The following is a 20701-nucleotide window of genomic DNA, read 5'->3' on the forward strand; positions in this document are numbered from 1 at the left end:
CTTATGCCTTCGCTTCTACTTGATCTTTCTTATAAGTGCGTAGTGCCCAAATAATCAGACCAATGATGAAGAACGAGCTTGGTGGTAGGATCAATAGACCCATAGGTTGATACCAACCGCCCTCAGAGATAAGTGGCATAATTTGCACGCCGAACAATGAACCAGAACCACCTAGTTCACGCACGAAAGCAACTGTCATCAATACCGCTGAGTAACCCAAACCGTTACCGATACCATCAAGGAATGACATCATAGGTGGCGACTTCATTGCATAAGCTTCTGCACGACCCATAACGATACAGTTAGTAATGATTAGACCAACGAATACCGATAGTTCTTTAGCTGTTGCGTATACAAACGCTTGTAGCGCTTGGTCAACCACGATTACCAATGACGCGATAATCGTCATTTGCACGATAATACGTACACTTGATGGAATGTGGTTACGGATCATAGAGATAAACAAGCTTGAAAATGCCGTTACTAATGTCAATGCGATTGACATGATTAACGCCTTTTCCATCTTTGAAGTTACTGCTAGCGCAGAACAAATACCCAAAACCTGTAAGGCAATTGGGTTATTTGCTAGCACTGGGCCAAACAGTACCTTTTTAATGTCTTTTGCATTAGCCATTAGTTCAATTCTCCTTTACGTAGTTTCGCAAGGAATGGACCAAATGCTTTGTCGCTAGTCCAGAAATCTACTGTGTGATCAACACCATTAGATGTTAATGTGGCACCAGATAGACCATCAACCTTGTGTTGGTTACCCTCAGCACCGCTTTTCACAACATCAAGCGGAAGTGATTTGCCCACCCAAGTAGCAGTCCATTTTGGATTCTGGATCTCACCACCTAGACCTGGCGTTTCAGAGTGCTTGAAGAAGATGATTGACTTAACCGTAACACCATCCGCTTCCAATGCTAGGAAACCGTACATGATACCCCACAGGCCGTAACCTTGGATTGGGAGTATAACAGCGTCGATTTTACCTTCAGCAGTACGCGCGAAATACACAGGTGAGTTGTACGTCATACGTAGTACACCCGCTTTGTCATCGGCTTTATCAAGCTTAAAGCTGCGTTTGGCGTCAAACTTTGTTGCTTCGAAGTCAAATGTTGCCGCATCTTCGTCTACAAACTCACCAGTTTCCATGTTAACTACACGAGACTCGATGCGCTCAGCAAATGTTTTCGCTACATCAGTCACGTCATTAACACCAGCAACAGATAGAATGTTACGTTGAATGTCGGCAGATTTACTGGCTTTTTGGAGTGGGCGTAATTGTACTGAAGCTGTTGCTACAACAATCGCACACACCAAACACAGGCCAACAACTACACCTAGCGTTTTGCCAACTGTCTCTTTCTTAGCCACGAGCCAATCTCCTCTTCATGTTAGCTTGCACGACGAAGTGGTCAAATAGTGGCGCGAATAAGTTAGCAAATAGAATTGCCAACATCATGCCCTCTGGGTATGCCGGGTTAACTACACGGATCATGACAACCATGAAACCGATAAGTGCGCCGTAAGCCCATTTGCCTTTGTCCGTGAATGAAGCTGAAACCGGGTCAGTTGCCATGAAGAACATACCAAAGGCAAAACCACCTAGCACTAAGTGCCAATGCCAAGGCATTGCAAACGCAGGGTTAGTCTCTGAGCCAAGCATGTTCAATAACGTTGCAGTCACTGCCATACCAAGTAAAGTACCTAGTACGATGCGCCATGAAGCGATACGAGTGTAGATTAAGAACAAACCACCAATCATGATAGCTAGAGTAGAAGTTTCACCTACAGAACCTTGAATAAAGCCGTAGAATGAATCCCACCACAATGCCATATCATTGTAATCAAGACCGCCAGCGCTAGCTTGGCTTAGGTAAGTCGCACCTGAATAAGAGTCAACTGCAGTCCATACTTTGTCACCCGAAATTTGTGCTGGGTAAGCAAAGAATAAGAATGCACGGCCAGCAAGTGCTGGGTTTAGGAAGTTACGGCCTGTACCACCGAATACTTCTTTCGCAATAACCACACCAAAGGTGATACCTAGCGCAACTTGCCATAATGGAATGGTTGCAGGTAGGATTAATGCAAACAGTACTGAAGTTACGAAGAAACCTTCGTTTACTTCATGCTTACGGATTGAAGCGAACAGCACTTCCCAGAAACCACCAACAATAAATGTTGTTGCGTAGATAGGTAGGAAGAAACACGCGCCGTAGAACATTTTTGCACCCCAACCTGAGGTTGCCGTCAGTTCTCCACCGAACATTTGGAATAACGCAACTTGCCAGCTGTTCGCTAGCTCGAAACCGTTACCTAATGCGATAGCAGCTTGATGACCGATATTAAACATACCAAAGAACATTGCTGGGAATGTCGCCATCCATACAAAAATCATGATACGTTTTAGGTCAATGTTATCACGCACATGAGTCGTGCCTTTGTTAACATAACCTGGAGTATAGAAAATAGTCGCCACTGCTTCATACAGAGCGTACCACTTCTCGTGCTTACCGCCCGGTTCAAAGTGGTGTTCAATGTCTTCTAAAAATTTCTTTAAGGCCATTTGTTAACCTTCCTTCTCGATAGTCGTCAGGCAATCACGAAGGATTGAACCGAAATCATACTTGCCTGGACAAACGAAGGTACAAAGCGCTAAATCTTCTTCATCTAGCTCAAGCGCACCTAACGCAATCGCACTGTCAAGATCGCGAGCAATAAGGTCGCGAAGTAACAATGTAGGCAGGACATCGAGTGGCATAACGCGCTCGTAGTTACCGATAGGTACCATCGCACGCTTAGAACCACCCGTTGAGGTTGTCATCTTGAACAAACGACTTGGTGCTAAGTGAGATAGGAACGAACGTGTTACAGAGAACTTATCGCTACCTGGGGCAATCCAACCAAATAGTTCTTTTTCGCGGCCTTCTAACAGCACTGCGACTTGAACATGGTAACGGCCTAGGTAAGCGTGTGGGCCTGTCGCAATTTTACCTGCGAGTACAGAACCAGAGATCACGCGGTTATCGCCTTCCTCTAACTCGCCAGCAACTAAATCGGTCAACGACGCACCTAATGTAGTTCTTACTAAACGAGGGTTCTTAACACGCGGGCCAGCAAGAGAAATAACGCGCTCAGCGTAAATTTCACCCGTTAGGAATAGTTTACCGAAGGCAATAACGTCTTGGTAACCTAAGTGCCATACTTGCTTGCGAGCAGATACCGCATCCAAGAAATGGATATGTGTACCAACAAGACCAGCTGGGTGAACACCGCCAAACTCGTGTACTTCTACCTGAGCAATTGACGAGCTCGGGATTTTCGCGCCAGTTTGCTTACAAACGAATACTTTACCGTCAGTCAGACGAGATACTACAGCTAGACCCGCTTCAAACGCTTCTACGTTTTCAGCAATGATCACCGCAGGATCAGCAGCTAATGGGTTAGTATCGATTGCAGTCACGAAAATTGAGCTTGGCGTTGCTGCCAGGCTTGCTACGCGACTGAACGGACGAGCACGTAGCGCAGGCCATTGACCAGCATCTACTAGTACACGTTGAACAGTTTCACGGTCTAAGTTAGCTAACTCAGCTGCCGCAAACTTGTCGAACGTGACTTGCTCATTACCGCTCACTTCAATCACAACTGACTGAAGTACGCGCTTCGCACCACGGTTGATTTCTTTAACTACACCAGAAGCTGGCGCAGTGAACTTGACGCCTGGGTTCTTTTTATCTTCAAAAAGAACTTGGCCTTTTTTGACTTGGTCATCCACGCGAACATGCATGGTAGGACGCATACCAATAAACTCTTCACCTAGCACAGCCACTCGTTTAACGGCAGAACCGTCATGAATAACTTGCTGAGGTGCGCCCTCTATCGGTAAATCCAGACCTTTTTTTATGTTGATCATACGCACTTGCATTACATTAATGGAAAGAAACTGAATAATCTTTAGTCACCACAGCACTTAATTCAAGTATTTCGCTAGGATTTAAAGAGCAACCCTATCGCAACCGCCTTAAGCGATGTGATAATGTCCTTACATATTTCCCAGATTTTAACATTAATCCTGCGGACTATGCGAGGGGAAATATGAAATTAATCCTGCAAAGCAATGCTTTTCCCTCAGCTTTTGCGAACTGAGCGTAAGTGCAATTCATTCATGCGCGACTTTAGTGGTATTGTTTTTTTCTGACACACCTGAATTGCAAGCTGATGATAAAATCACCAGCTCAATTTCGCAAATAACTGCAATAGACATCCTTTTCTGCTTTGCTAGTAAAAAGCCGCTTTGCAGCGGCTTTTCGATTATAGCATATGCTTGATATCGACTACTGGGTCAACATCGGCATCGTAATCAACCCCATCGAGGCCAAAACCGAATAAACGTAAAAACTCATTGTGATAACCCACATAGTCCGTCAGCTCGTCGATAGTTTCTGTCGTGGTGGTATCCCAAATCGTTTGGATCTCTGCTTGAATATCGTCCTGCAGTTCTTTGTAGTTTTGGAACAGGTGGCCACCTTCATCAAAACGTGGCGTTTCACCGTAGAGGTTTTCGGTAAATAAACCGTGGATCTGCTCAATCGTGCCTTCGTAAATGCCACGCGCTTTGGTGACTTTAAACAACGCAGAAATATACAAAGGCATAATTGGAATTGCTGAGCTCGCCTGCGTAACTACAGCATTAAGTGACGCCACATAAGCTTCGCCATTTAGTGCCGAAGTAGTGGTGTTAATGGCTTTTGCCGCACGGTCTAAGTCTTCTTTAGCTTTGCCGATAGTGGCATGACCGTAGATAGGCCAAGTTAATTCTTTACCAATGTAAGTGTATGCTGCGGTTTTAAAGCCATCAGCTAACACACCGGCTTGTTGCAAAGCCGCAATCCACAATTCCCAATCTTCACCACCCATTACTTTGATGGTATTGGCAATTTCATCTTCATTTGCGGCTTCAACGGTCATTTCATCAATTGCACGCTTGGTGGTATTTAAGTTTTTCGTGGTGATGCTGTTGCCAATTGGCTTAAGCACTGAAGAATAGGTTTCACCGGTTGTTGGATCAGTGCGGCGTGGAGAGGCGAGCGAGTATACGATAAGGTCAATCTGTCCCATCTCGGCTTTAATGACATCAATGGTCTTGGCTTTAATTTCGTTCGAAAACGCATCACCGTTAATGTTCTTTGCCCACAAGCCTTCAGCTTCAGCAGCGGTTTGGAAAGCGGCAGTATTATACCAACCAGCCGTGGCCGTTTTCTTTTCAGAGCCTTCTTTTTCGAAGAACACCCCAAGCGTTTTTGCACCATAGCCAAACGCAGCGGTAATACGTGACGCCAAACCATAACCGGTCGATGCGCCAATCACTAGCACGTTTTTCGGACCATCGCCCAATTTACCTTGTGCTTTGACAAAATTGATCTGTTCGCTGACATGTGCCGCACAACCTACAGGATGCGCATTAGTACAAATAAAACCACGAATTTTCGGCTGAATAACCATGTTGAGTCCTATTTTCGTCTTCTTAAATTAGTTAAAACTGTCCTAGTTTATAGGTTGATCGACATAAATCAGGTCTGATCAGCTATTTATCAAACTTTGAACCACCTAAACAGCGCGGTGAATCTGGCACTGTTTGCCCGCTTTGTTGATATTCTTGAGGGGTATAAGCATGAATCGCCAAAGCATGAATATGGTTGGCTAGCTCATCTGCTAATATGGCATTGATTGTGCGGTGGCGTTGCAATAAACGCTGACCAGTAAAAGTATCGCTTACCGCAATTACTTTAAAATGCGATTCTGCGCCGCGACTGTGCATGTGACTTTCATTTAGCACTTCGAGATGAGTGCAAGGCAGTGCCGCCTGAACTTTGTCAAAAATGACCTGTTGCATCGTCATAGTGTCACTCCACTTTGGTTTGTGCGCCACTATACGCCGATGAGCTGACAAAAGCGAATCTTACTCTTTAGGACCAATAATATAGCGAAAAGTCAGGTTAATGCGCCCACCTTGCACTTTTAATTGCTTTGGCAGTGCATGTTGATAATGATGTTGGCTATCTCCATGCATAACTAAACAACTACCGTGCTCTAACATTAACTGGTGCTTTTCATCGTTAAATTTATGTTTAATGGTGAATTTGCGTGGCGCGCCGAGGGAAATTGACGCAATCACAGGTTGATGCCCCAATTCCTGCTCATCATCGCTATGCCATCCCATGCAATCACGACCATCACGATAGTAATTGAGCAGTAGCGCATTAAATGGCCGTTGGTAATGATGCTCTAAACGCGCGCGCATCGCACGCAATGGCTCACTCCAAGGTAAAGGCGTTAAAGTCATTTGTGAATAGGCATAATTCAGCCCAGCGTCAGCTACATAGCATTGTAATCTAGGGATCGGATGCTTGCGGCCATAAACTTGGATCTGCGGTTGTTGCCAAGGCATAGCCGTTTGTAAATATTGATATAAGGCAAGTGCCTTATCCATACTTAACACTTGCGGATAATAGCTGAAACCAGACGGTAACTGAGGTTTTTGCAACGATTCAAACATGATACGATGACAGGCCAATTTTTGCTTTTACAAACACTATGCTAACTGATGCTATTTTAGGCGGGGTTAACTACACCCTGCACCGCTTTCCATTAGACCAGAAAAACCGCAGTCTGCAAGCTTGGGATGCCGCTGACGAATATTTGCTTGAGCATATTGCCAATGAATATGCCTCGGCCGAGCATATTTTGGTGCTCAATGACGCATTTGGTGCGTTGGCTTGCGCGCTCCCTGCCAAGCAACTGACCTGCGTCAGTGACTCCTATATTAGTCAATTAGCCACTCAGCATAATTTGGCCTGCAACCAACTTGAAGATAAAACCGTGACCTTGCTCGACAGTTTGGCGGCTTTTCCCACGGATGTGTCATTGGTGGTCATCAAACAGCCCAAAAACAATGGTTTTTTAGCAGCGCAATTAGAGCAACTCAGTAGTCAGTTAGCACCTGGCACACCGGTTATCATTGCTGCCAAAGCAAAAGATATTCACAGTTCAACTTTGAAACTCATCGCTAAAGCGCTGCATGAGCCAATCACCAGTTTGGCGCAGAAAAAAGCCCGTTTGGTGTTTGCCACCACCAAACCACTGCCACACGCCCGCTCCGTCCGCGACCACGCAGTAAGCTGGCCACTAGAAAAAACCACGTTTAGCATCACCAACCATGCCAATGTGTTTTCACGCGATTCTTTAGATATCGGTGCGCGGTTCTTTATCAACTATCTGCCTCAAGGTAAAAAACCACTTAAGGTGATTGATTTAGGCTGTGGTAACGGAGTAATTGGTTTATCTGTGCTGGCAGCAATGCCGAACGCGAAAGTGACATTTGTCGACGAGTCAGCCATGGCAGTTGCCTCGGCTCATGATAATGTCACAACCAATTTAGCTGAGCGTATTGCAGACTGCGAATTTAAACAGAACGATTGTTTACAAGGATTTGCATCACACAGCGCCGATTTAGTACTGTGCAATCCGCCTTTTCATCAAGCCCAAGCCATTACCGACCATATCGCTTGGCAGATGTTTGTTGAAGCAAAACGCACCCTCAAAGTCGGTGGTGAGTTGCGTATCGTTGGCAATCGCCATCTGGGCTATGAGGAAAAATTAAAACGTTTATTTAATAATTGCCGATTGATTGGCAGCAACAACAAATTTGTCGTGCTGAGCGCCAAAAAAGAAGCTAACCCCGGAGTATCTTATGACTTTTAGCTGGTTTCGTGTAATTACCCTGACTCTTAGTTGCGCATTATTAAGTGCCTGCAGTTCGCCATTACGTCATGCTATTTTGGCGCCAAGTTATAGCGGCGCTCAGTTCCAGCATTTGCCTTTTGCCATGCAATTACAAGTCAATGACCACAGGATCAGCAAATTCGCGATTAAAGTGGTAGATCAAGAACCACAAATTTACTTACCCGACGCCAATGTGCCAATACAAGTCCAACAAGCTTTCAACAGTGCTTGGCAAGCGCAAGGGATCACGCTTAGTAATGATGCGCATATCGCGATGACACTGAATATCAAAATGCTCAATGCCCGCATTACGGAAACCTACAGCCAACATCAAAGTATTGCCAAAACTGAGTTTGAAGTGGTTGTTCGCAAGGGCAAAAAGACCTTTAGTAAGGTTTACAGTGGCAGTGCAGAACTCAATGGCCCACTGCGTCATGAACAAGCAAAAATTGAAAATCAGCTCAATCACTTGATTGAACAGACACTAACCCGCATTGTATCAGACTCAGAACTTGCCAACTTTTTAAAGGAGTAACCCATGAAAACCTGGCTATTCACCTTCATTTTGGCTGCCTTTAGTGGTTTTACCATGGCCGATATCGACGGTAAATTTGTGCAAAAAGACAATTTGTTCCCACGGGTTAAAATGTCAACCAGCATGGGCGAGCTTACGCTCGAGTTAGACAGAATGCGCGCGCCTATCACGGTCAATAATTTTCTGACTTATGTCGCCAACGGCGATTACAAAGGTTCGGTGTTTCATCGCGTTGAGCGTGATGACGCCAACGAGAAAGACTTTGTGATCCAAGGCGGCGGTTATGATAAAGACTATGATGGCATGTTTGAACGTGCGGCGATTTTTAATGAAAGTGGCAATGGTCTGCGTAATGACCTTTACACTATCGCCATGGCTTATCAAGATAACAAACCGCACTCAGCCACACGGCAATTCTTCTTTAATATGAACGACAACGACCACCTCAATCCAGGCAAGGGCTGGGGGTTTGCGGTATTTGGTTATGTCACAGATGGCACCGATACGTTAGACAAAATCATGAAAGTGGAAACTGGGTATAACCAAAAGTTGGGCTATTCATTTATCCCAAAAACCCCAGTAATCATTTATAACGTTGAAATACTAGAAGAAAACGCACAATAATGGTCTTTAATCGCCACCCACAGCAGTGGCGATATGCCAAATCACCTAACGACAACATCAATAAGAGTCCCAAATGAGCACTTGGTCGCAATTCGTTAATCACAGCAAACTGCTATTTTCCGACAAACGACTTGCGACGGTATTCGCGTTTGGTATTGCCAGCGGCTTTCCTTGGGTTTTGATTGGCTCTGTGATGTCCGCTTGGCTGAAAGACGAAGGCTTAAGCCGCAGTATGATTGGTCTGTTTGGCATTGTTTTTGGTGCCTATACCATCAACTTTTTATGGTCACCACTACTCGACCGCTTAGCTATCCCATTTCTAAAAGTGCGTATGGGGCAGCGCCGTAGCTGGATCTTCGTGTGTCAGCTTATCGCTATCAGCGCCACGGTCGCTATGGCTTCTCTCGATTTACACGCCCATTTATGGCACGTTGCCTTATGTTGTTTTGTAATTGCACTTTCCTGCGCGACCCAAGATATCGCTATTGATGCCTATCGTATCGATAGTTTCGCCGAGCATGAGCAAGATAAAATCACGGCCGCCGCGGCTATGGCTACCTCAGGATGGTGGACGGGCTATGCTTTACTCGGCGCGATCCCATTCTTTTTAGCTGATTTGCCGGGGGTTAACTGGCCGCAAGTGTATTACGTACTGGCGGTTATTTTCAGCTTGTTATTGCTAGTTACTTTAATTGCCAAGGAGCCGCTGTCAAATCGTGAGCACCAGCAGCAAGCCTTAGAGTTAGCCTATCAAGCTAAATTAAGCGCTTTACAAGGCCCTAGAGCGCAGATCATGGCGTGGTTGTTGGTCACCTTGGTTGAACCGTTTCGCAGCTTTTTCCGCCGCAACGGCGTCAAAACTGCGCTGGCGCTTATCTTGTTTATCTTCCTATTCAAAATTGGTGAAGCCTTTTTAGCCCGGATGTCGATTGTGTTTTACAAAGAGATAGGCTTCAGCAACAGCCAAATAGCACAGTATTCCAAGCTTGGCTCTGGGGTTATTACCATAATATTTGCCTTACTTGGCAGCCTGTTTAATCAAAAATATGGCATTGTCCGGGGCTTATTTATCAGCGGTATCGCGATGGCGGCTTCCAATTTGATGTTCTCATGGATTGCGATTACCGGCCCCAAAGAGTCTTTGTATCTCGCCGCGATTGTTGTCGATGGGTTTACCCAAGCTTGGTCACTGGTTGCGATGGTGGCATTTATTTCGATGTTATGTGATAGAGCGTTTAGCGCCACGCATTATGCCTTATTGGCTTCTATTGGTAGCTTTGGTCGGACAGTTTTATCCAGCTACAGTGGCGTGGTGATAGATGATTGGTTGCACGGAAACTGGGCGCTATTCTTCGTTTTAACAGCGCTGATGGTTATACCGTCGTTGCTATTTTTATTCTTTATTCGCCATGAACTCCATGCGCTAGAGCAAAAAGCGAAGGTGACGGTAAACACGTTAAAGTAACGTTGTGCCTCCCTGCACGTGAAGTTTAACCTGCAGAAGAGCGATTATTGCTCTTCTTTAAGTAGTTTTAAACCTTCATATGGGTCAACTTCTAGGGCTTCACAGTAACGCAAAAACTCAATTACGTCTAAACGGCGTTCTTGGTTTTCAATTTTACCGATAAAAGAGTGTGGTGTACCAAGTACTTGAGCTAGGCTACGCATAGTATGACCTTTCTCTTGACGCTTAGTTTTTAACCACTTAGTCAACTTACCGTTTTCTTCTGAAGAAACCGTTTTACCCATCATAAATTACATCTCCTACTCGATGAATGATTAATAAAGCCTGAGCGAAATTTGCCCGTCTCGCTCAAGGCTGTATGTATACCACAGGACAGGTTGGCAGCAAAGCATTGCCTGCAATCTCAGACCTGTTTTAGGTATAGACTATTATCAAAATAGTGCCTAGTGAAATTTTTATTTCTTAGCGTTATAAGCAATATTTTGCAGCTGAATGTAAACGATGAGATAACCAAACGCTTTTTTTTGCTTATTCTCAGCGCCATAGGGCTTTTACTTTAACAAATAATTGATTAAATGTACCAGTATTTGAAATAATTTATTTTACCTTTAAAAATAAGGTTTTATGTCTTAGTATTCAATTTAGCTGGGATTTTCTTCGCAAGTACAGTGTGTTTTTGCATGCAACACTGCAACAACTGTTTAAATATCAAACAGCAAGATCCGCATTTCATCACCTAAGTGTTTACCCTGCGGCTTAGAGTAGGACGAGTATATGTTTAGAGTTTTGTTCTTGTTACCCCTGCTGGCGTGTTTAGGTTGGTATTTGTTTTTACGCCATTATGGAGTGCCTATCAAAAAAGGTCGGAAGGGCTTTATTTATATTTTAGTCTTTTCCACGGCGGTACTGGGCTTCTTTATCTTGATGATGAGATTGACCAACAGCCAATAAAAACGGCACTCGCAGTGCCGTTTTACTTTTCTATCTTGCTTACAGAATTCACTCAGGGAAAGATTTTCGCTTTACCGGCTCAGCGTACATAGCCAAAACTTGTTCGCGCAGCTCTTCTGGCACGAGTGCCAAACGCGCGGCAAAACTCGCTTGTTCACTGCTGCTCACCTCTGAGTCCATTCCCGCCGCCAAATAGTTGCTAGAGTGCAAGTGATAATGTGTCAGGATCTGCTTATCTATCTGCAGCGCTAAATCATCAGGGTTATCACATTCAGTATGGATTGGTTCACCAAAAGCAACATGGACATGGCCTTTATCTGAACTAAAACCATCGATAATGCTGGTGATGTCTTCACCTTGGACTTTAGTGTAAGAGCCATATTTGCGCTTGTGGACCAGCTCGCGGGCTTTAGCTATCGCACAAGGTTCATATTGATAAGAAATAGATACAGGCACAATTTGCAGCTGATTAATATATTCTGCAAAGCCGAGTTTAAGTTTTCGGCCGTGCAGCTGTAACATTTTGATCAAGGCAGGATCGGTAAAATCAACACCATCTTTGGCACGCCCTTCTTTTTGCGCAATCCAAATCGAGTGCCCTTCCTGCAAGGAGGTATAAATATACTCCGACAGTTCACTCAATGCGCGCAGCATTTCTTTCGGCGCTTTGGCCGAACGTTTAACAATAAAGCTTTTATTAAGACGCATCAGCTCAGTGATGTAAGGCACTTGCAAAAGGTTGTCACCAATGGCAATACGCACTGTATTCATATTGTTCTGGTGCAAACCCCAGTTCACTAACGCAGGATCTAACACGATATCGCGGTGGTTAGAAATAAACAGATAAGGTTTATCCGCAGCCAGATTATCAAGGCCTGAGAAGGTTACTTTACTGGTGGTATTATCAATCAGCATCGACAAATATTGCGCAACAACGCGCTGTACTTGCTCAACACTGTTGAAACTGCCCCATTTATTACGTAAGCGCCAACGCACCAAAATACGCGCTAACGTACGCCATTGATTGAGGAAGGAAGGTAAATTGTATTTTGCAATAACGTCAATAAAGTCGTTATCCGCCATCAGTCGCGCTAATGCGGGCGCAACTTCATCATCATTGTACGGTCTGATTTCCGCGAACTTATCCACTAAACAACTCATTTACTAGGATTAAATGAAAAAACGGCGCTATTTTATCGCGCCGCTTTGGTTCTTGCTAAGAATATCTAGTCTGACCAGCATGACCTCACCTTCATGGTTGTTATTATTGCGATTAAGTCACTGTTCTAGATAGCAATGCGATTCCTAGCAAGCAAAGAGCGTAGCATTAAACGGGCCATTAAACCAGCCAAAAGGAGCGCGGATACTAAGCTCAACCAGTCTGGCAATACACTATGCTCTTCACCAAGTAGAGGGGATACGGTAAAGCCATAACGCTGCACCAAGAAATCAGTTAAGTAGCCAAAGACAATCGCCACTCCAATCACCCCGCCGAGATAAGCCATCACAGCGCGTTTACCCAGCTCATTTGCAACTACACCTATTGTAGCAATATTGGTTGCAGGTCCTGCCAACATAAACACCAGTACCGCACCTGGCGATACTCCAGCCAACAACAGCCCCGCAGCAATCGGCGTGGAAGCCGTGGCACAAATATACATAGGAATACTAATTAAGATAACCACTAGCATCGCGAGAATACCGTTTCCCCACTGGGCTAAAAACGAAGTGGGCACAAAGGTTTGGATCAATGCCGCAAAGAACAATCCCACCATTAACCATTTCATGGTGTCTTCTAACAATTTATCGCTACTATAACGCATCGCCTCGGTTAACTTTGCCACCACACTTGCGGTTGGCGCCACTGGCTGCTCGCCACAGCAACTACTGTTCGCTGAGGTACCGTGCACTGAAGTAGTGTGCGAGGTGTGGCTATGTGATTGGCCGACTGGCGCACAGCAACTCACTTTTTCGGATGCTACTGAAGCTGTAGTTTTGGGTGTACAACAACTGGTTTCTGTGGTTGTAACAAGGTTTGCCGTACTCGGTGCACAGCAACTCTTTTCAGCGCTTACAACTACACTTGCTGATTTTGGCGCACAACAACTAGTTTCCGCCGCAGTCACTGAACTTGAGGTACTCGGCGCACAGCAGCTGGTTTTTACGCTTGCCACTGTACTATCAGATTTTGGCGCACAGCAGCTGGTTTCAGCCGTTTTGCCTGATGTACTTGGGTCTTCCTCGCTACGCGCCTGCATGATAGGCGTATCTCTACCTACTAACACGCCTGCGGCAATTGCACTACAAATGGCCGCAATTGGGCGGATCACCGCCATAAAGGGACCTAATAATGCGTAAGATACCGAAATGGAATCAACTCCGGTTTCTGGCGTTGACACCAAAAAGGCGGTGGTGGCGCTTTTCGACGCCCCAGCACGGCGCAGCCCAATTGCTGCTGGGATAACCCCGCATGAACAGAGCGGCATAGGGGCACCAATTAGCGCGGCTTTTATGGTCGTCCAAAGGCCTTCTTTGCCTAAATGACGACCTAATAGATCTTTGGGAATAAACACATGAATTACCCCAGCGACAAACAACCCCAGTAACAACCAAGGCGCTGACAACACAAACAGTTGCCAAAAATTAGTGAGTAGTGCCATCTCGGTCCTCCAAGGTGGTAAGAATTGAACAAGCGGCTGCGGATTCATCGCCACCGCAGCAGCGATCAGCAAGCACAGTGAGCGAGCGCTCAAACTTCTGCAGTTCAGCAATACGCGCACGCACCAACTCAAGTTTAGTTTCGGTCAGCGCTTTGACCTCTTCACAGTGGTACTGCGCTTTTGCGATTTGGATTTTCAACAATTCGCCAATTTCACTGAGGCTAAAACCCACTTCTTTGGCGCGCAGGATAAAGCGCATCTGTTGATATTGATTTTCACTGTAAAGTCGGTACCCCGCGCTTGAGCGCATATCCGGCGTGAGTAAACCATGTTGTTCGTAATAACGCAGCGTATCTGTAGAGATAGCAAGGCGCTTAGCCAGTTCACCGATTTTCATCATTTATCCCTTTGTCATACCGTATAATGGAGAGTATAAACCTTGGAGTAAACACTAAGGTCAAGCTTTTTAAAAAAATAACTCACAGGATAACTATGAACATTGCAATATTGGACACTCAAACCTTTGGTGATGTGGATCTCAGCCTGTTTGATAGGTTTGGTCAGGTTGCTCATTATCAAACCACCAGCGCGATACAATTGGTGTCACGGCTGCAACAGGTTGAAGTGGTGATCACCAATAAAGTGGTACTTGATGCCAACACCTTAGCGCAAGCACCGCAGCTAAAACTTATCTGCGTTGCTGCCACTGGTAGCAATAACATCGACCTTAGTGCAGCAGAACAACTCGGCATTACAGTATGCAATGTTGCAGGCTATTCCACCGCTTCTGTGGTGCAACATACGTTTACCTTACTAGGTAATCTATTAGGCAATCAACATCGTTATATTCAGGATTGCCGCGCTGGGCTTTGGCAACAAAGCCAAATGTTTTGTCGCTTAGACTATGCCATTACTGAGCTGGCTGGTAAGCAATTTATGATTTACGGCTATGGTAGTTTAGGGCAAGCCGTTGCCAAAGTTGCCAGCGCTTTTGGTGCCAATGTAGTTATCAGTGAACGTAAGGGAGCAAGTGTGGTACGTGAAGGTCGGGTCGCGTTTTACGATGCGTTAGCGCAGGCTGATATCGTATCACTCCACTGTCCATTGACCACGGAAAGTCGCGATTTGCTCAGCCACGCTGAGTTTCAGCGCATGAAACCTTCTGCTGTGCTTATTAATACCGCAAGGGGTGGTATAGTCAATGAACAAGCATTAGCGGATGCGCTTGGCGATAACACCATTGCCGCAGCAGGTGTTGACGTGTTGAGCCAAGAACCAGCGAGTACGGATAACCCTTTGGTCAATTATCAAGGTGATAACTTACTGCTCACGCCGCATATCGCTTGGGCAAGTCAAGAGTCAATTAAACGCCTTCTTGAGCAAATAGCCTTAAATATTGACAGTTTTATCGCGGGCAATGCTCGTAATCGAATCGTCTAATTTGCTATTTATTAGTAAATTTGACTACTTTGATTTAAAACCATAAACAACAATGAAATATAACGTATTGATATGTATTAAAATTTAAATATTGGCCGAGGTTTTGCTAAACTCTTGCTACGCAATGACAGCTCTTAAATGGAATAAATACAATGAAAAAACTACTACTTACTGCTCTACTTAGCGCTCCTCTATTAACCGGTTGTGTAGTTGCAGTATCGGATGGTGAAGTAGATCACGGCTGGGCGAGTGACTACAACAATAATGACTGGCGTCATACGCAAAAAATGAACCGCGACAAAATAGCTAAACTTGTACTAGGTACAGATTACAGCAGCGTCGTTAATACTTTTTCGACTCCAGATTTCAGTGAATCTCTAGAAAAAGAAGGGGCTGTTTACCAAGTGTTGTATTTCGCCACTCATAGCAAGCACTCTGATGGCAAGACCACTAAAGACGAATGCACACCACTGCTGTTTAAAGATGGTAAGTTGGTAGGTTTTGGCGAAACCGCGCTCAAAGCCCTACTGTAATCAAAATGAATCCCCAATTTAAAGCCTTGCTTACCGCAGGGCTTTAAATACTGACAATTTCCAGCTTTGCCTGCAACTGATGTGCTTTGCGTAGCGCTTCATCCGCTTGGGCGTATATCTCGACCGGAGTCGCGGTAAAATTATCAACGACCACTATGCCCCCCATACTGATACTGATAAAAGCGCAAATTGGCGATGCTTGATGAGGTATTTTTAAATCTTCGACCATTAATTCCAATGCTTGAGCAAACTGCAATGTGCTTTCCAACCCATCGACATTGAGCACCACGGCAAAACGCACACCATCAAATCGAGCGACAAAACCACCATAATGTCTAGTCACTTCCTGCAATACATGGGCTACTTTCACTAAACACGCATCCCCCGCCGCATAGCCATGTTTATCATTGTAAGCGCGAAAATAGTCGATATTAACTAGTAAAAATGCTAACGCATGGCTATTTTTTTTAGCTTGCAACCACAGTTTGCCAAACACTTCTTCGAGCGCACGGCGATTGGGGATCTCTGTTAACCCATCAATATTCGCCAAACGCTCCAGTAAATCATTTTTCTTTTTTATCGCCAGATGGTTTTTAACCCGAGCTTTGATAATCGCGGGGCTGAATGGCTTAGTCACATAATCCAGAGCGCCAAGCTCTAAGGCTTTAGCTTCATCATGGAAACTATGGCTTTGCGATAAAATAATGACCGGGATACTGTAGGTTTTATGACTGGCTTTTAATCGTTCCAGCACATGGTAACCGGCGCCCTCCCCCATCAAGACATCCAGTAAAATCAAGTCTATCCGCACTTCATCGACATCGTTATCGAGTACCAGCCATGCTTCATCTGCACAGCTACAAAGCCGTATATCGAACTCTTCACTCAAAGTGTTTTCTAACACCAAGCGATTTAATGGGTCATCATCAATAACCAGTAGATGCGCGCGTTTATTCATGTTTTTCCTCGAATCGCCATGTTAGGTATTGCAGAGCCTGTGCGAGTGCGTCCTGTAACGCACAAAACGCAGCCTCAGCCACCGTGCCTTGCTTCCCTTGCTGCTCAACTTGTTTGGCTTTCTCTGCCAAGCGCTTAAACCCGAGTCCAGCCGCCGTTCCTTTGATACTGTGCGCAAGCTGAGTTTGCACTGCAGTATTAGTTGCAGCCGCCAGCTGGACTTGATACCCATCTAACAGCTTAGCAAACTTTTCCAACATCACAGGTAAAAGTGCTTGATTACCTAGCAGTTGCCCAAGCGCAAACGCTTCATCAAAAAATGCGCTATCGACCTGCACGTGCGCTTGTAGCTGGGATTCCAGCTGGACTTTATCAATTGGTTTAATGATAACGCCATTCATACCGGTCTGCGCAGCACGGCTACCAAGTAAGATCTCTGTATCAGCGGTCAATGCGATAATAGGAAGCTCGTGTTGATTAAAGCGTTTACGCAGCTGAGCGGTAAGGGCGAAGCCATCTAATTCCGGCATATGAATATCCATCAGCACCGCATCAGGCATTAATGTCGGTAACTGCTGCAAAGCTTGCAACGGATCAATAAATGTCAAAGCCACCGCACCTAGGTGCCTTAACAAATTTTCTGCTATGGTCAAATTCAACGGGTTGTCGTCCACTACCGCCACTAATGCACCATGTAGCTTAGTTTCCAATGGTGCATTGACAGCAGCCACAGGCGGCTCAGCTAAGCTTAGTGCAACACGTTGCCAATAACCTATATCATTAAAAAATTGCACGGAGCATTTCGATTTAAATATCGGTAAATGCCCAGCAAGAGATCTAGGCGCATGTAGTACAAGCGGTAAGTTGTGGTTCAACTGAGGTTGTGTTTCTAGCAAATCATCACGCTCACTATGAATATCTAACAGCACGTAGGCAGCCTGCTGCTGCGTTGAATCCGAGTTAGGATCAGCAACAAACGGCTCTAAATAAGCTGGCGCAGTTACGTTTGCTGCGAGGTAAAGTGGGCATTTGGCGGTGTCTGGGGTGACAGTAACAGTATCTAATAGCAAGCTAAAATAGAAGCAACTGCCCTGCTGATACTCACTTTGCAGCTGGATCTCCCCACCCATTAAATGCACTTCATGCTTTACAATTGCAAGCCCTAGCCCAATACCATCATATTTACGTGCGCTAGACTCATCGCCTTGAGTAAACGCATCAAACAAACGTTGTTGATCATGGCGCTTAATGCCAATCCCAGAATCAGTGATAGCGAAGCGGATCTGCTGTTGCTGACCTTGTCGCTCCTCACAGTGCAAAGTTAGGCGCACAAAGCCAAGCTCAGTAAACTTAACCGCATTACTGAGTAAGTTGAGTAACACTTGCTTAATTTTATCGACGTCACCACGCAGCTTCGGCGCAATTTGCGGGTCGACTTCACATTCAAAAGTCAGTGCTTTTTGTTGGCAAGGTGCCTCGATTAATGTGGTACAGGTATCTATCAACTCTACCACACTAAATTCCTGCAGTTGCAAGCTCGCTTGGTAACTTTCGACCTTGGCAAATTCGAGAATACTATTGAGCATTGCCAACAGTTGCTTGGCGGACAGATCTATCTTGCGGGCATTGTCCTGTGTTAGCTCATCTTGATTATGATGTGCTATTAGTTCAGACAAACCTAAAATGGCATTCAGGGGTGTACGGATCTCATGACTGATATTGGCAATAAAGCGGCTTTTCGCCAACGTGGCACGCTCTGCTTCAAGCTTGGCTTCTGTCAATGCCGTAACGTTTTGCACATGAATCACAAAATACTGTGGTTGATGCTCGCCATCCCAAACTAGCGATGCGCCGAGCTGCAAATAAGTGTAAGGTGCGGCTTGCTCAATTGCTAAATACTGGACTTTTTTGTGCTGCTGTAGCAATTGTTCAAACATATGCGCAACTTGCGGATAATCTTGTTGCGCAAATAGCTGGCTTAAACTGCTACCAGCGTTAGGCTCACGGTGAGCAAAAAAGCGTTTCGCGGCTTTATTCAGCGCCATTATGGTGCCATCAATTGCGACTAAAATGACACCGTTAGCGGCGTATTCGATAGCTGCTCGGAATTTAGATTCAGAAGCTTTGAGCGCACTTAACATCGCATCCGTGGCGGTGACATCCTTCAGTATGCCCATACTACCGAGCACTTGTTGATCATGATAAAACGGCGCCACACGCACATCATAAACTTGGCCTGCATGGCGCAGACGCAATTCTTTGGCTTCGTTATGAGTCAGTAAATCCTGCTCCAACTCAACCAGCTCTAAATAATCACCACACACTTCTTCATGTGTTCGACCCAGTAACTGCTGACGCGAAACACCTATAAAATGTTCAAATGCGCGATTACAACCAAGGAAAGAACCATCGATATTTTTGAAGTAAATCAAGTCCGGCACACTATCAAGCATAGTATTGAGCAGCACAGCTTGGCGCTCTTTGCCTTCTAAACTGCGCTCAAGAGCACGAGTTTGATGTTTTAGCATCTGATCAAGCTCAATATTGCTTTCTGATATCTGCGCCAACAGTTTTTGCTTTTGTTCGACCACATGTTTGATGCGCCTAAACCAGGGGATCCATACCTTAGGAATAACATACTCTGGCGAAACAGCATTCACATCCTGATGCACCAAATAACTGACAAACTGCTCTACTGGTTTGATAAATAACCGTAAGCTCAGCCAAAACAAAGCAATTGCAGTCAAGATCAAAAAGCCACTGAGGAATCCGTATTCCATCAGCAACTCTTTGGTGATGGCGGCTTTGAAATCGTGCTCATGCTCTAAATACACTAGGTTTATGGCGCGATTTTTCACACTGCTTAAGATAACCCCATCATGCCAAGGCTTGGCTCCATTAACTGAAGTACGATATGGCAAGTAAACACTGACATCCGTATAAAGCTCTGACGAGCTAGCTAGCTTGAGATTATCGCGATTAAGTAGCAAAGTTTGCCCTGAGACTGGGGCTATTTTGCTCAGCCAGCTACTTAATTTCGTGGTGTCGTAGATAAGCAGTAAAATATCACCGCTGATCAAATCTCGTTTCATGCCAAGACTGAATAATTGCTTGCCGTCTACTTCCACAACTTTACTGCTATTTAGTAGCGCTGGAGCAAAATCAGGTGTTAGCCGCTGTGCCGACACGGCGGTCAACAACTGGCTGCTGGATTGGTCACGACGCTTAATAAAAGCAAAGCCATCAGCGCGCAGATACGCCACCGCATCAAGCGATTGCACTAAGGCCAAGGTAGTTTCAAATACCGGCCCGAGTGCTGCAACCCGTTGCCAACTTTGTTTTGCGTCTGAGCTTAAATCGAAGTTGCCCGGCCCGACTATTTCCCCACCATCATTAGGCAAGGCGCGATAATAATAATCTGAATACTGGGCAATATCGTGCAACCAAAGTTCATCAAATTGGTACACTAACGGTTGCTTGATGCTCGCAAACATACGCTGGAACACTTCATCAGACGCTTTCATCATGTGGTCGACGTGAGCATCAAGCGCGGCAAAATTTTCCAAGCGACTTTGGTAGGCGCGTTCCAACTTTAAGTGATACAAATGCAAACATAAAAACGCCGCCACCAATAAAGGCACAACCACAGCGACCAACATCGCTCGGTTGTAATGTTTCAGTGGCGTAAATTGCATATCAAGTCCTTGCGATACTTAAAGAAAAAGAGTCAGAGTGACCCTTTTAGCGTATC

20 protein-coding genes are annotated in these 20701 nt (G+C 45.2%); 7 read left to right on the forward strand and 13 right to left on the reverse strand.

Annotated features, from left to right (window positions below; all coding sequences use genetic code 11):
- Position 1: 1 nt before the first annotated feature.
- The 7 genes from ACFOEE_RS12940 to ACFOEE_RS12970 form a co-directional block, all read right to left on the reverse strand.
- Positions 2-634, reverse strand: coding sequence for an NADH:ubiquinone reductase (Na(+)-transporting) subunit D (locus ACFOEE_RS12940; protein WP_377124899.1), 633 nt, complete (start codon positions 632-634; stop codon positions 2-4).
- Positions 634-1377, reverse strand: a complete 744-nt coding sequence (locus ACFOEE_RS12945; RefSeq protein WP_377124900.1) for a Na(+)-translocating NADH-quinone reductase subunit C — start codon at positions 1375-1377, stop codon at positions 634-636. Before ACFOEE_RS12945 ends, ACFOEE_RS12940 begins: the two co-directional genes overlap by 1 nt.
- A complete protein-coding gene (locus ACFOEE_RS12950) occupies positions 1370-2569 on the reverse strand; it encodes an NADH:ubiquinone reductase (Na(+)-transporting) subunit B (protein WP_377124902.1) in 1200 nt (399 codons plus the stop codon). Before ACFOEE_RS12950 ends, ACFOEE_RS12945 begins: the two co-directional genes overlap by 8 nt.
- A gap of 3 nt (positions 2570-2572) precedes the next feature.
- Positions 2573-3916 (reverse strand): Na(+)-translocating NADH-quinone reductase subunit A, encoded by a 1344-nt coding sequence (locus ACFOEE_RS12955; RefSeq protein WP_377124904.1) that lies wholly within the window; start codon positions 3914-3916, stop codon positions 2573-2575.
- A gap of 398 nt (positions 3917-4314) precedes the next feature.
- Positions 4315-5505, reverse strand: a complete 1191-nt coding sequence (gene fabV, locus ACFOEE_RS12960; protein ID WP_377124906.1) for an enoyl-ACP reductase FabV — start codon at positions 5503-5505, stop codon at positions 4315-4317.
- An 82-nt stretch (positions 5506-5587) separates the two neighbouring features.
- On the reverse strand, positions 5588-5902 hold the full coding sequence (locus tag ACFOEE_RS12965) for a BolA family protein (protein WP_377124908.1): 315 nt from the start codon (positions 5900-5902) through the stop codon (positions 5588-5590).
- Between the two features lie 60 nt (positions 5903-5962).
- Entirely contained in the window at positions 5963-6559 is a 597-nt protein-coding gene (locus tag ACFOEE_RS12970) for an alpha-ketoglutarate-dependent dioxygenase AlkB family protein (RefSeq protein ID WP_377124910.1), read from the reverse strand.
- Positions 6560-6597: 38 nt separating this feature from the next.
- Here ACFOEE_RS12970 and ACFOEE_RS12975 point away from each other — a divergent pair, with 38 nt between their 5' ends.
- The 4 genes from ACFOEE_RS12975 (at position 6598) to ACFOEE_RS12990 (ending at position 10409) form a co-directional block, all read left to right on the forward strand.
- Positions 6598-7764 (forward strand): methyltransferase, encoded by a 1167-nt coding sequence (locus tag ACFOEE_RS12975; protein WP_377124912.1) that lies wholly within the window; start codon positions 6598-6600, stop codon positions 7762-7764.
- The gene (locus tag ACFOEE_RS12980) at positions 7754-8320 is read left to right on the forward strand and encodes a YajG family lipoprotein (RefSeq protein ID WP_377124914.1); all 567 of its coding nucleotides are present in this window, start codon (positions 7754-7756) and stop codon (positions 8318-8320) included. The genes ACFOEE_RS12975 and ACFOEE_RS12980 overlap by 11 nt, the downstream gene beginning before the upstream one ends.
- 3 nt (positions 8321-8323) lie before the next feature.
- Positions 8324-8944, forward strand: a complete 621-nt coding sequence (locus tag ACFOEE_RS12985; protein WP_377124916.1) for a peptidylprolyl isomerase — start codon at positions 8324-8326, stop codon at positions 8942-8944.
- A 73-nt stretch (positions 8945-9017) separates the two neighbouring features.
- Complete coding sequence (locus ACFOEE_RS12990; protein ID WP_377124918.1) at positions 9018-10409, forward strand: AmpG family muropeptide MFS transporter; 1392 nt, start codon at positions 9018-9020, stop codon at positions 10407-10409.
- A gap of 44 nt (positions 10410-10453) precedes the next feature.
- Here the strand turns inward: ACFOEE_RS12990 and ACFOEE_RS12995 are convergent, their stop codons facing one another.
- Positions 10454-10696, reverse strand: coding sequence for a helix-turn-helix domain-containing protein (locus ACFOEE_RS12995; RefSeq protein ID WP_377124920.1), 243 nt, complete (start codon positions 10694-10696; stop codon positions 10454-10456).
- A 487-nt stretch (positions 10697-11183) separates the two neighbouring features.
- Here ACFOEE_RS12995 and ACFOEE_RS13000 point away from each other — a divergent pair, with 487 nt between their 5' ends.
- Positions 11184-11360, forward strand: a complete 177-nt coding sequence (locus tag ACFOEE_RS13000) for a hypothetical protein (protein ID WP_377124922.1) — start codon at positions 11184-11186, stop codon at positions 11358-11360.
- 48 nt (positions 11361-11408) lie between these two features.
- Here ACFOEE_RS13000 and ACFOEE_RS13005 read toward each other — a convergent pair whose 3' ends face one another.
- From ACFOEE_RS13005 to zntR, 3 genes are all read right to left on the reverse strand, one after another.
- Complete coding sequence (locus ACFOEE_RS13005; RefSeq protein WP_377124924.1) at positions 11409-12509, reverse strand: lysophospholipid acyltransferase family protein; 1101 nt, start codon at positions 12507-12509, stop codon at positions 11409-11411.
- Between the two features lie 137 nt (positions 12510-12646).
- Entirely contained in the window at positions 12647-14020 is a 1374-nt protein-coding gene (locus tag ACFOEE_RS13010; RefSeq protein WP_377124926.1) for an SO_0444 family Cu/Zn efflux transporter, read from the reverse strand.
- Entirely contained in the window at positions 14004-14420 is a 417-nt protein-coding gene (zntR, locus tag ACFOEE_RS13015) for a Zn(2+)-responsive transcriptional regulator (RefSeq protein ID WP_377124928.1), read from the reverse strand. Before zntR ends, ACFOEE_RS13010 begins: the two co-directional genes overlap by 17 nt.
- Positions 14421-14512: 92 nt before the next feature.
- On the opposite strand from zntR, the gene ACFOEE_RS13020 reads away from it, so the two are divergent.
- Complete coding sequence (locus ACFOEE_RS13020) at positions 14513-15460, forward strand: D-2-hydroxyacid dehydrogenase (RefSeq protein WP_377124930.1); 948 nt, start codon at positions 14513-14515, stop codon at positions 15458-15460.
- A gap of 152 nt (positions 15461-15612) precedes the next feature.
- Positions 15613-15993 (forward strand): DUF3192 domain-containing protein, encoded by a 381-nt coding sequence (locus tag ACFOEE_RS13025; protein WP_377124932.1) that lies wholly within the window; start codon positions 15613-15615, stop codon positions 15991-15993.
- Between the two features lie 43 nt (positions 15994-16036).
- On the opposite strand, the gene ACFOEE_RS13030 is transcribed toward ACFOEE_RS13025, so the two are convergent.
- Both ACFOEE_RS13030 and ACFOEE_RS13035 read right to left on the reverse strand, forming a co-directional pair.
- Positions 16037-16951 carry a diguanylate cyclase domain-containing protein gene (locus ACFOEE_RS13030; RefSeq protein ID WP_377124934.1) on the reverse strand — a complete coding sequence of 305 codons (915 nt, stop codon included), beginning with the start codon at positions 16949-16951 and terminating at the stop codon, positions 16037-16039.
- Positions 16944-20645, reverse strand: coding sequence for an ATP-binding protein (locus ACFOEE_RS13035; protein WP_377124936.1), 3702 nt, complete (start codon positions 20643-20645; stop codon positions 16944-16946). The genes ACFOEE_RS13030 and ACFOEE_RS13035 overlap by 8 nt, the downstream gene beginning before the upstream one ends.
- Positions 20646-20701 lie beyond the last annotated feature (56 nt).

This window comes from Pseudoalteromonas fenneropenaei, assembly GCF_042643375.1.
Classification (GTDB): Bacteria; Pseudomonadota; Gammaproteobacteria; order Enterobacterales; family Alteromonadaceae; genus Pseudoalteromonas; species Pseudoalteromonas fenneropenaei.

Excerpts from the sequence above, each read along its gene's own strand:
- ACFOEE_RS13025 (WP_377124932.1), top strand. The coding sequence starts at position 15,613 with ATGAAAAAACTACTACTTACTGCTCTACTTAGCGCTCCTCTATTAACC.
- ACFOEE_RS13030 (WP_377124934.1), bottom strand. The coding sequence starts at position 16,951 with ATGAATAAACGCGCGCATCTACTGGTTATTGATGATGACCCATTAAAT.
- ACFOEE_RS12990 (WP_377124918.1), top strand. The coding sequence starts at position 9,018 with ATGAGCACTTGGTCGCAATTCGTTAATCACAGCAAACTGCTATTTTCC.
- ACFOEE_RS12980 (WP_377124914.1), top strand. The coding sequence starts at position 7,754 with ATGACTTTTAGCTGGTTTCGTGTAATTACCCTGACTCTTAGTTGCGCA.
- ACFOEE_RS12970 (WP_377124910.1), bottom strand. The coding sequence starts at position 6,559 with ATGTTTGAATCGTTGCAAAAACCTCAGTTACCGTCTGGTTTCAGCTAT.
- ACFOEE_RS12985 (WP_377124916.1), top strand. The coding sequence starts at position 8,324 with ATGAAAACCTGGCTATTCACCTTCATTTTGGCTGCCTTTAGTGGTTTT.
- ACFOEE_RS12950 (WP_377124902.1), bottom strand. The coding sequence starts at position 2,569 with ATGGCCTTAAAGAAATTTTTAGAAGACATTGAACACCACTTTGAACCG.
- ACFOEE_RS12940 (WP_377124899.1), bottom strand. The coding sequence starts at position 634 with ATGGCTAATGCAAAAGACATTAAAAAGGTACTGTTTGGCCCAGTGCTA.
- ACFOEE_RS12995 (WP_377124920.1), bottom strand. The coding sequence starts at position 10,696 with ATGATGGGTAAAACGGTTTCTTCAGAAGAAAACGGTAAGTTGACTAAG.
- ACFOEE_RS12975 (WP_377124912.1), top strand. The coding sequence starts at position 6,598 with ATGCTAACTGATGCTATTTTAGGCGGGGTTAACTACACCCTGCACCGC.
- ACFOEE_RS13035 (WP_377124936.1), bottom strand. The coding sequence starts at position 20,645 with ATGCAATTTACGCCACTGAAACATTACAACCGAGCGATGTTGGTCGCT.
- ACFOEE_RS12955 (WP_377124904.1), bottom strand. The coding sequence starts at position 3,916 with ATGATCAACATAAAAAAAGGTCTGGATTTACCGATAGAGGGCGCACCT.
- ACFOEE_RS13020 (WP_377124930.1), top strand. The coding sequence starts at position 14,513 with ATGAACATTGCAATATTGGACACTCAAACCTTTGGTGATGTGGATCTC.
- ACFOEE_RS13000 (WP_377124922.1), top strand. The coding sequence starts at position 11,184 with ATGTTTAGAGTTTTGTTCTTGTTACCCCTGCTGGCGTGTTTAGGTTGG.
- ACFOEE_RS13010 (WP_377124926.1), bottom strand. The coding sequence starts at position 14,020 with ATGGCACTACTCACTAATTTTTGGCAACTGTTTGTGTTGTCAGCGCCT.
- ACFOEE_RS12965 (WP_377124908.1), bottom strand. The coding sequence starts at position 5,902 with ATGACGATGCAACAGGTCATTTTTGACAAAGTTCAGGCGGCACTGCCT.
- zntR (WP_377124928.1), bottom strand. The coding sequence starts at position 14,420 with ATGATGAAAATCGGTGAACTGGCTAAGCGCCTTGCTATCTCTACAGAT.
- fabV (WP_377124906.1), bottom strand. The coding sequence starts at position 5,505 with ATGGTTATTCAGCCGAAAATTCGTGGTTTTATTTGTACTAATGCGCAT.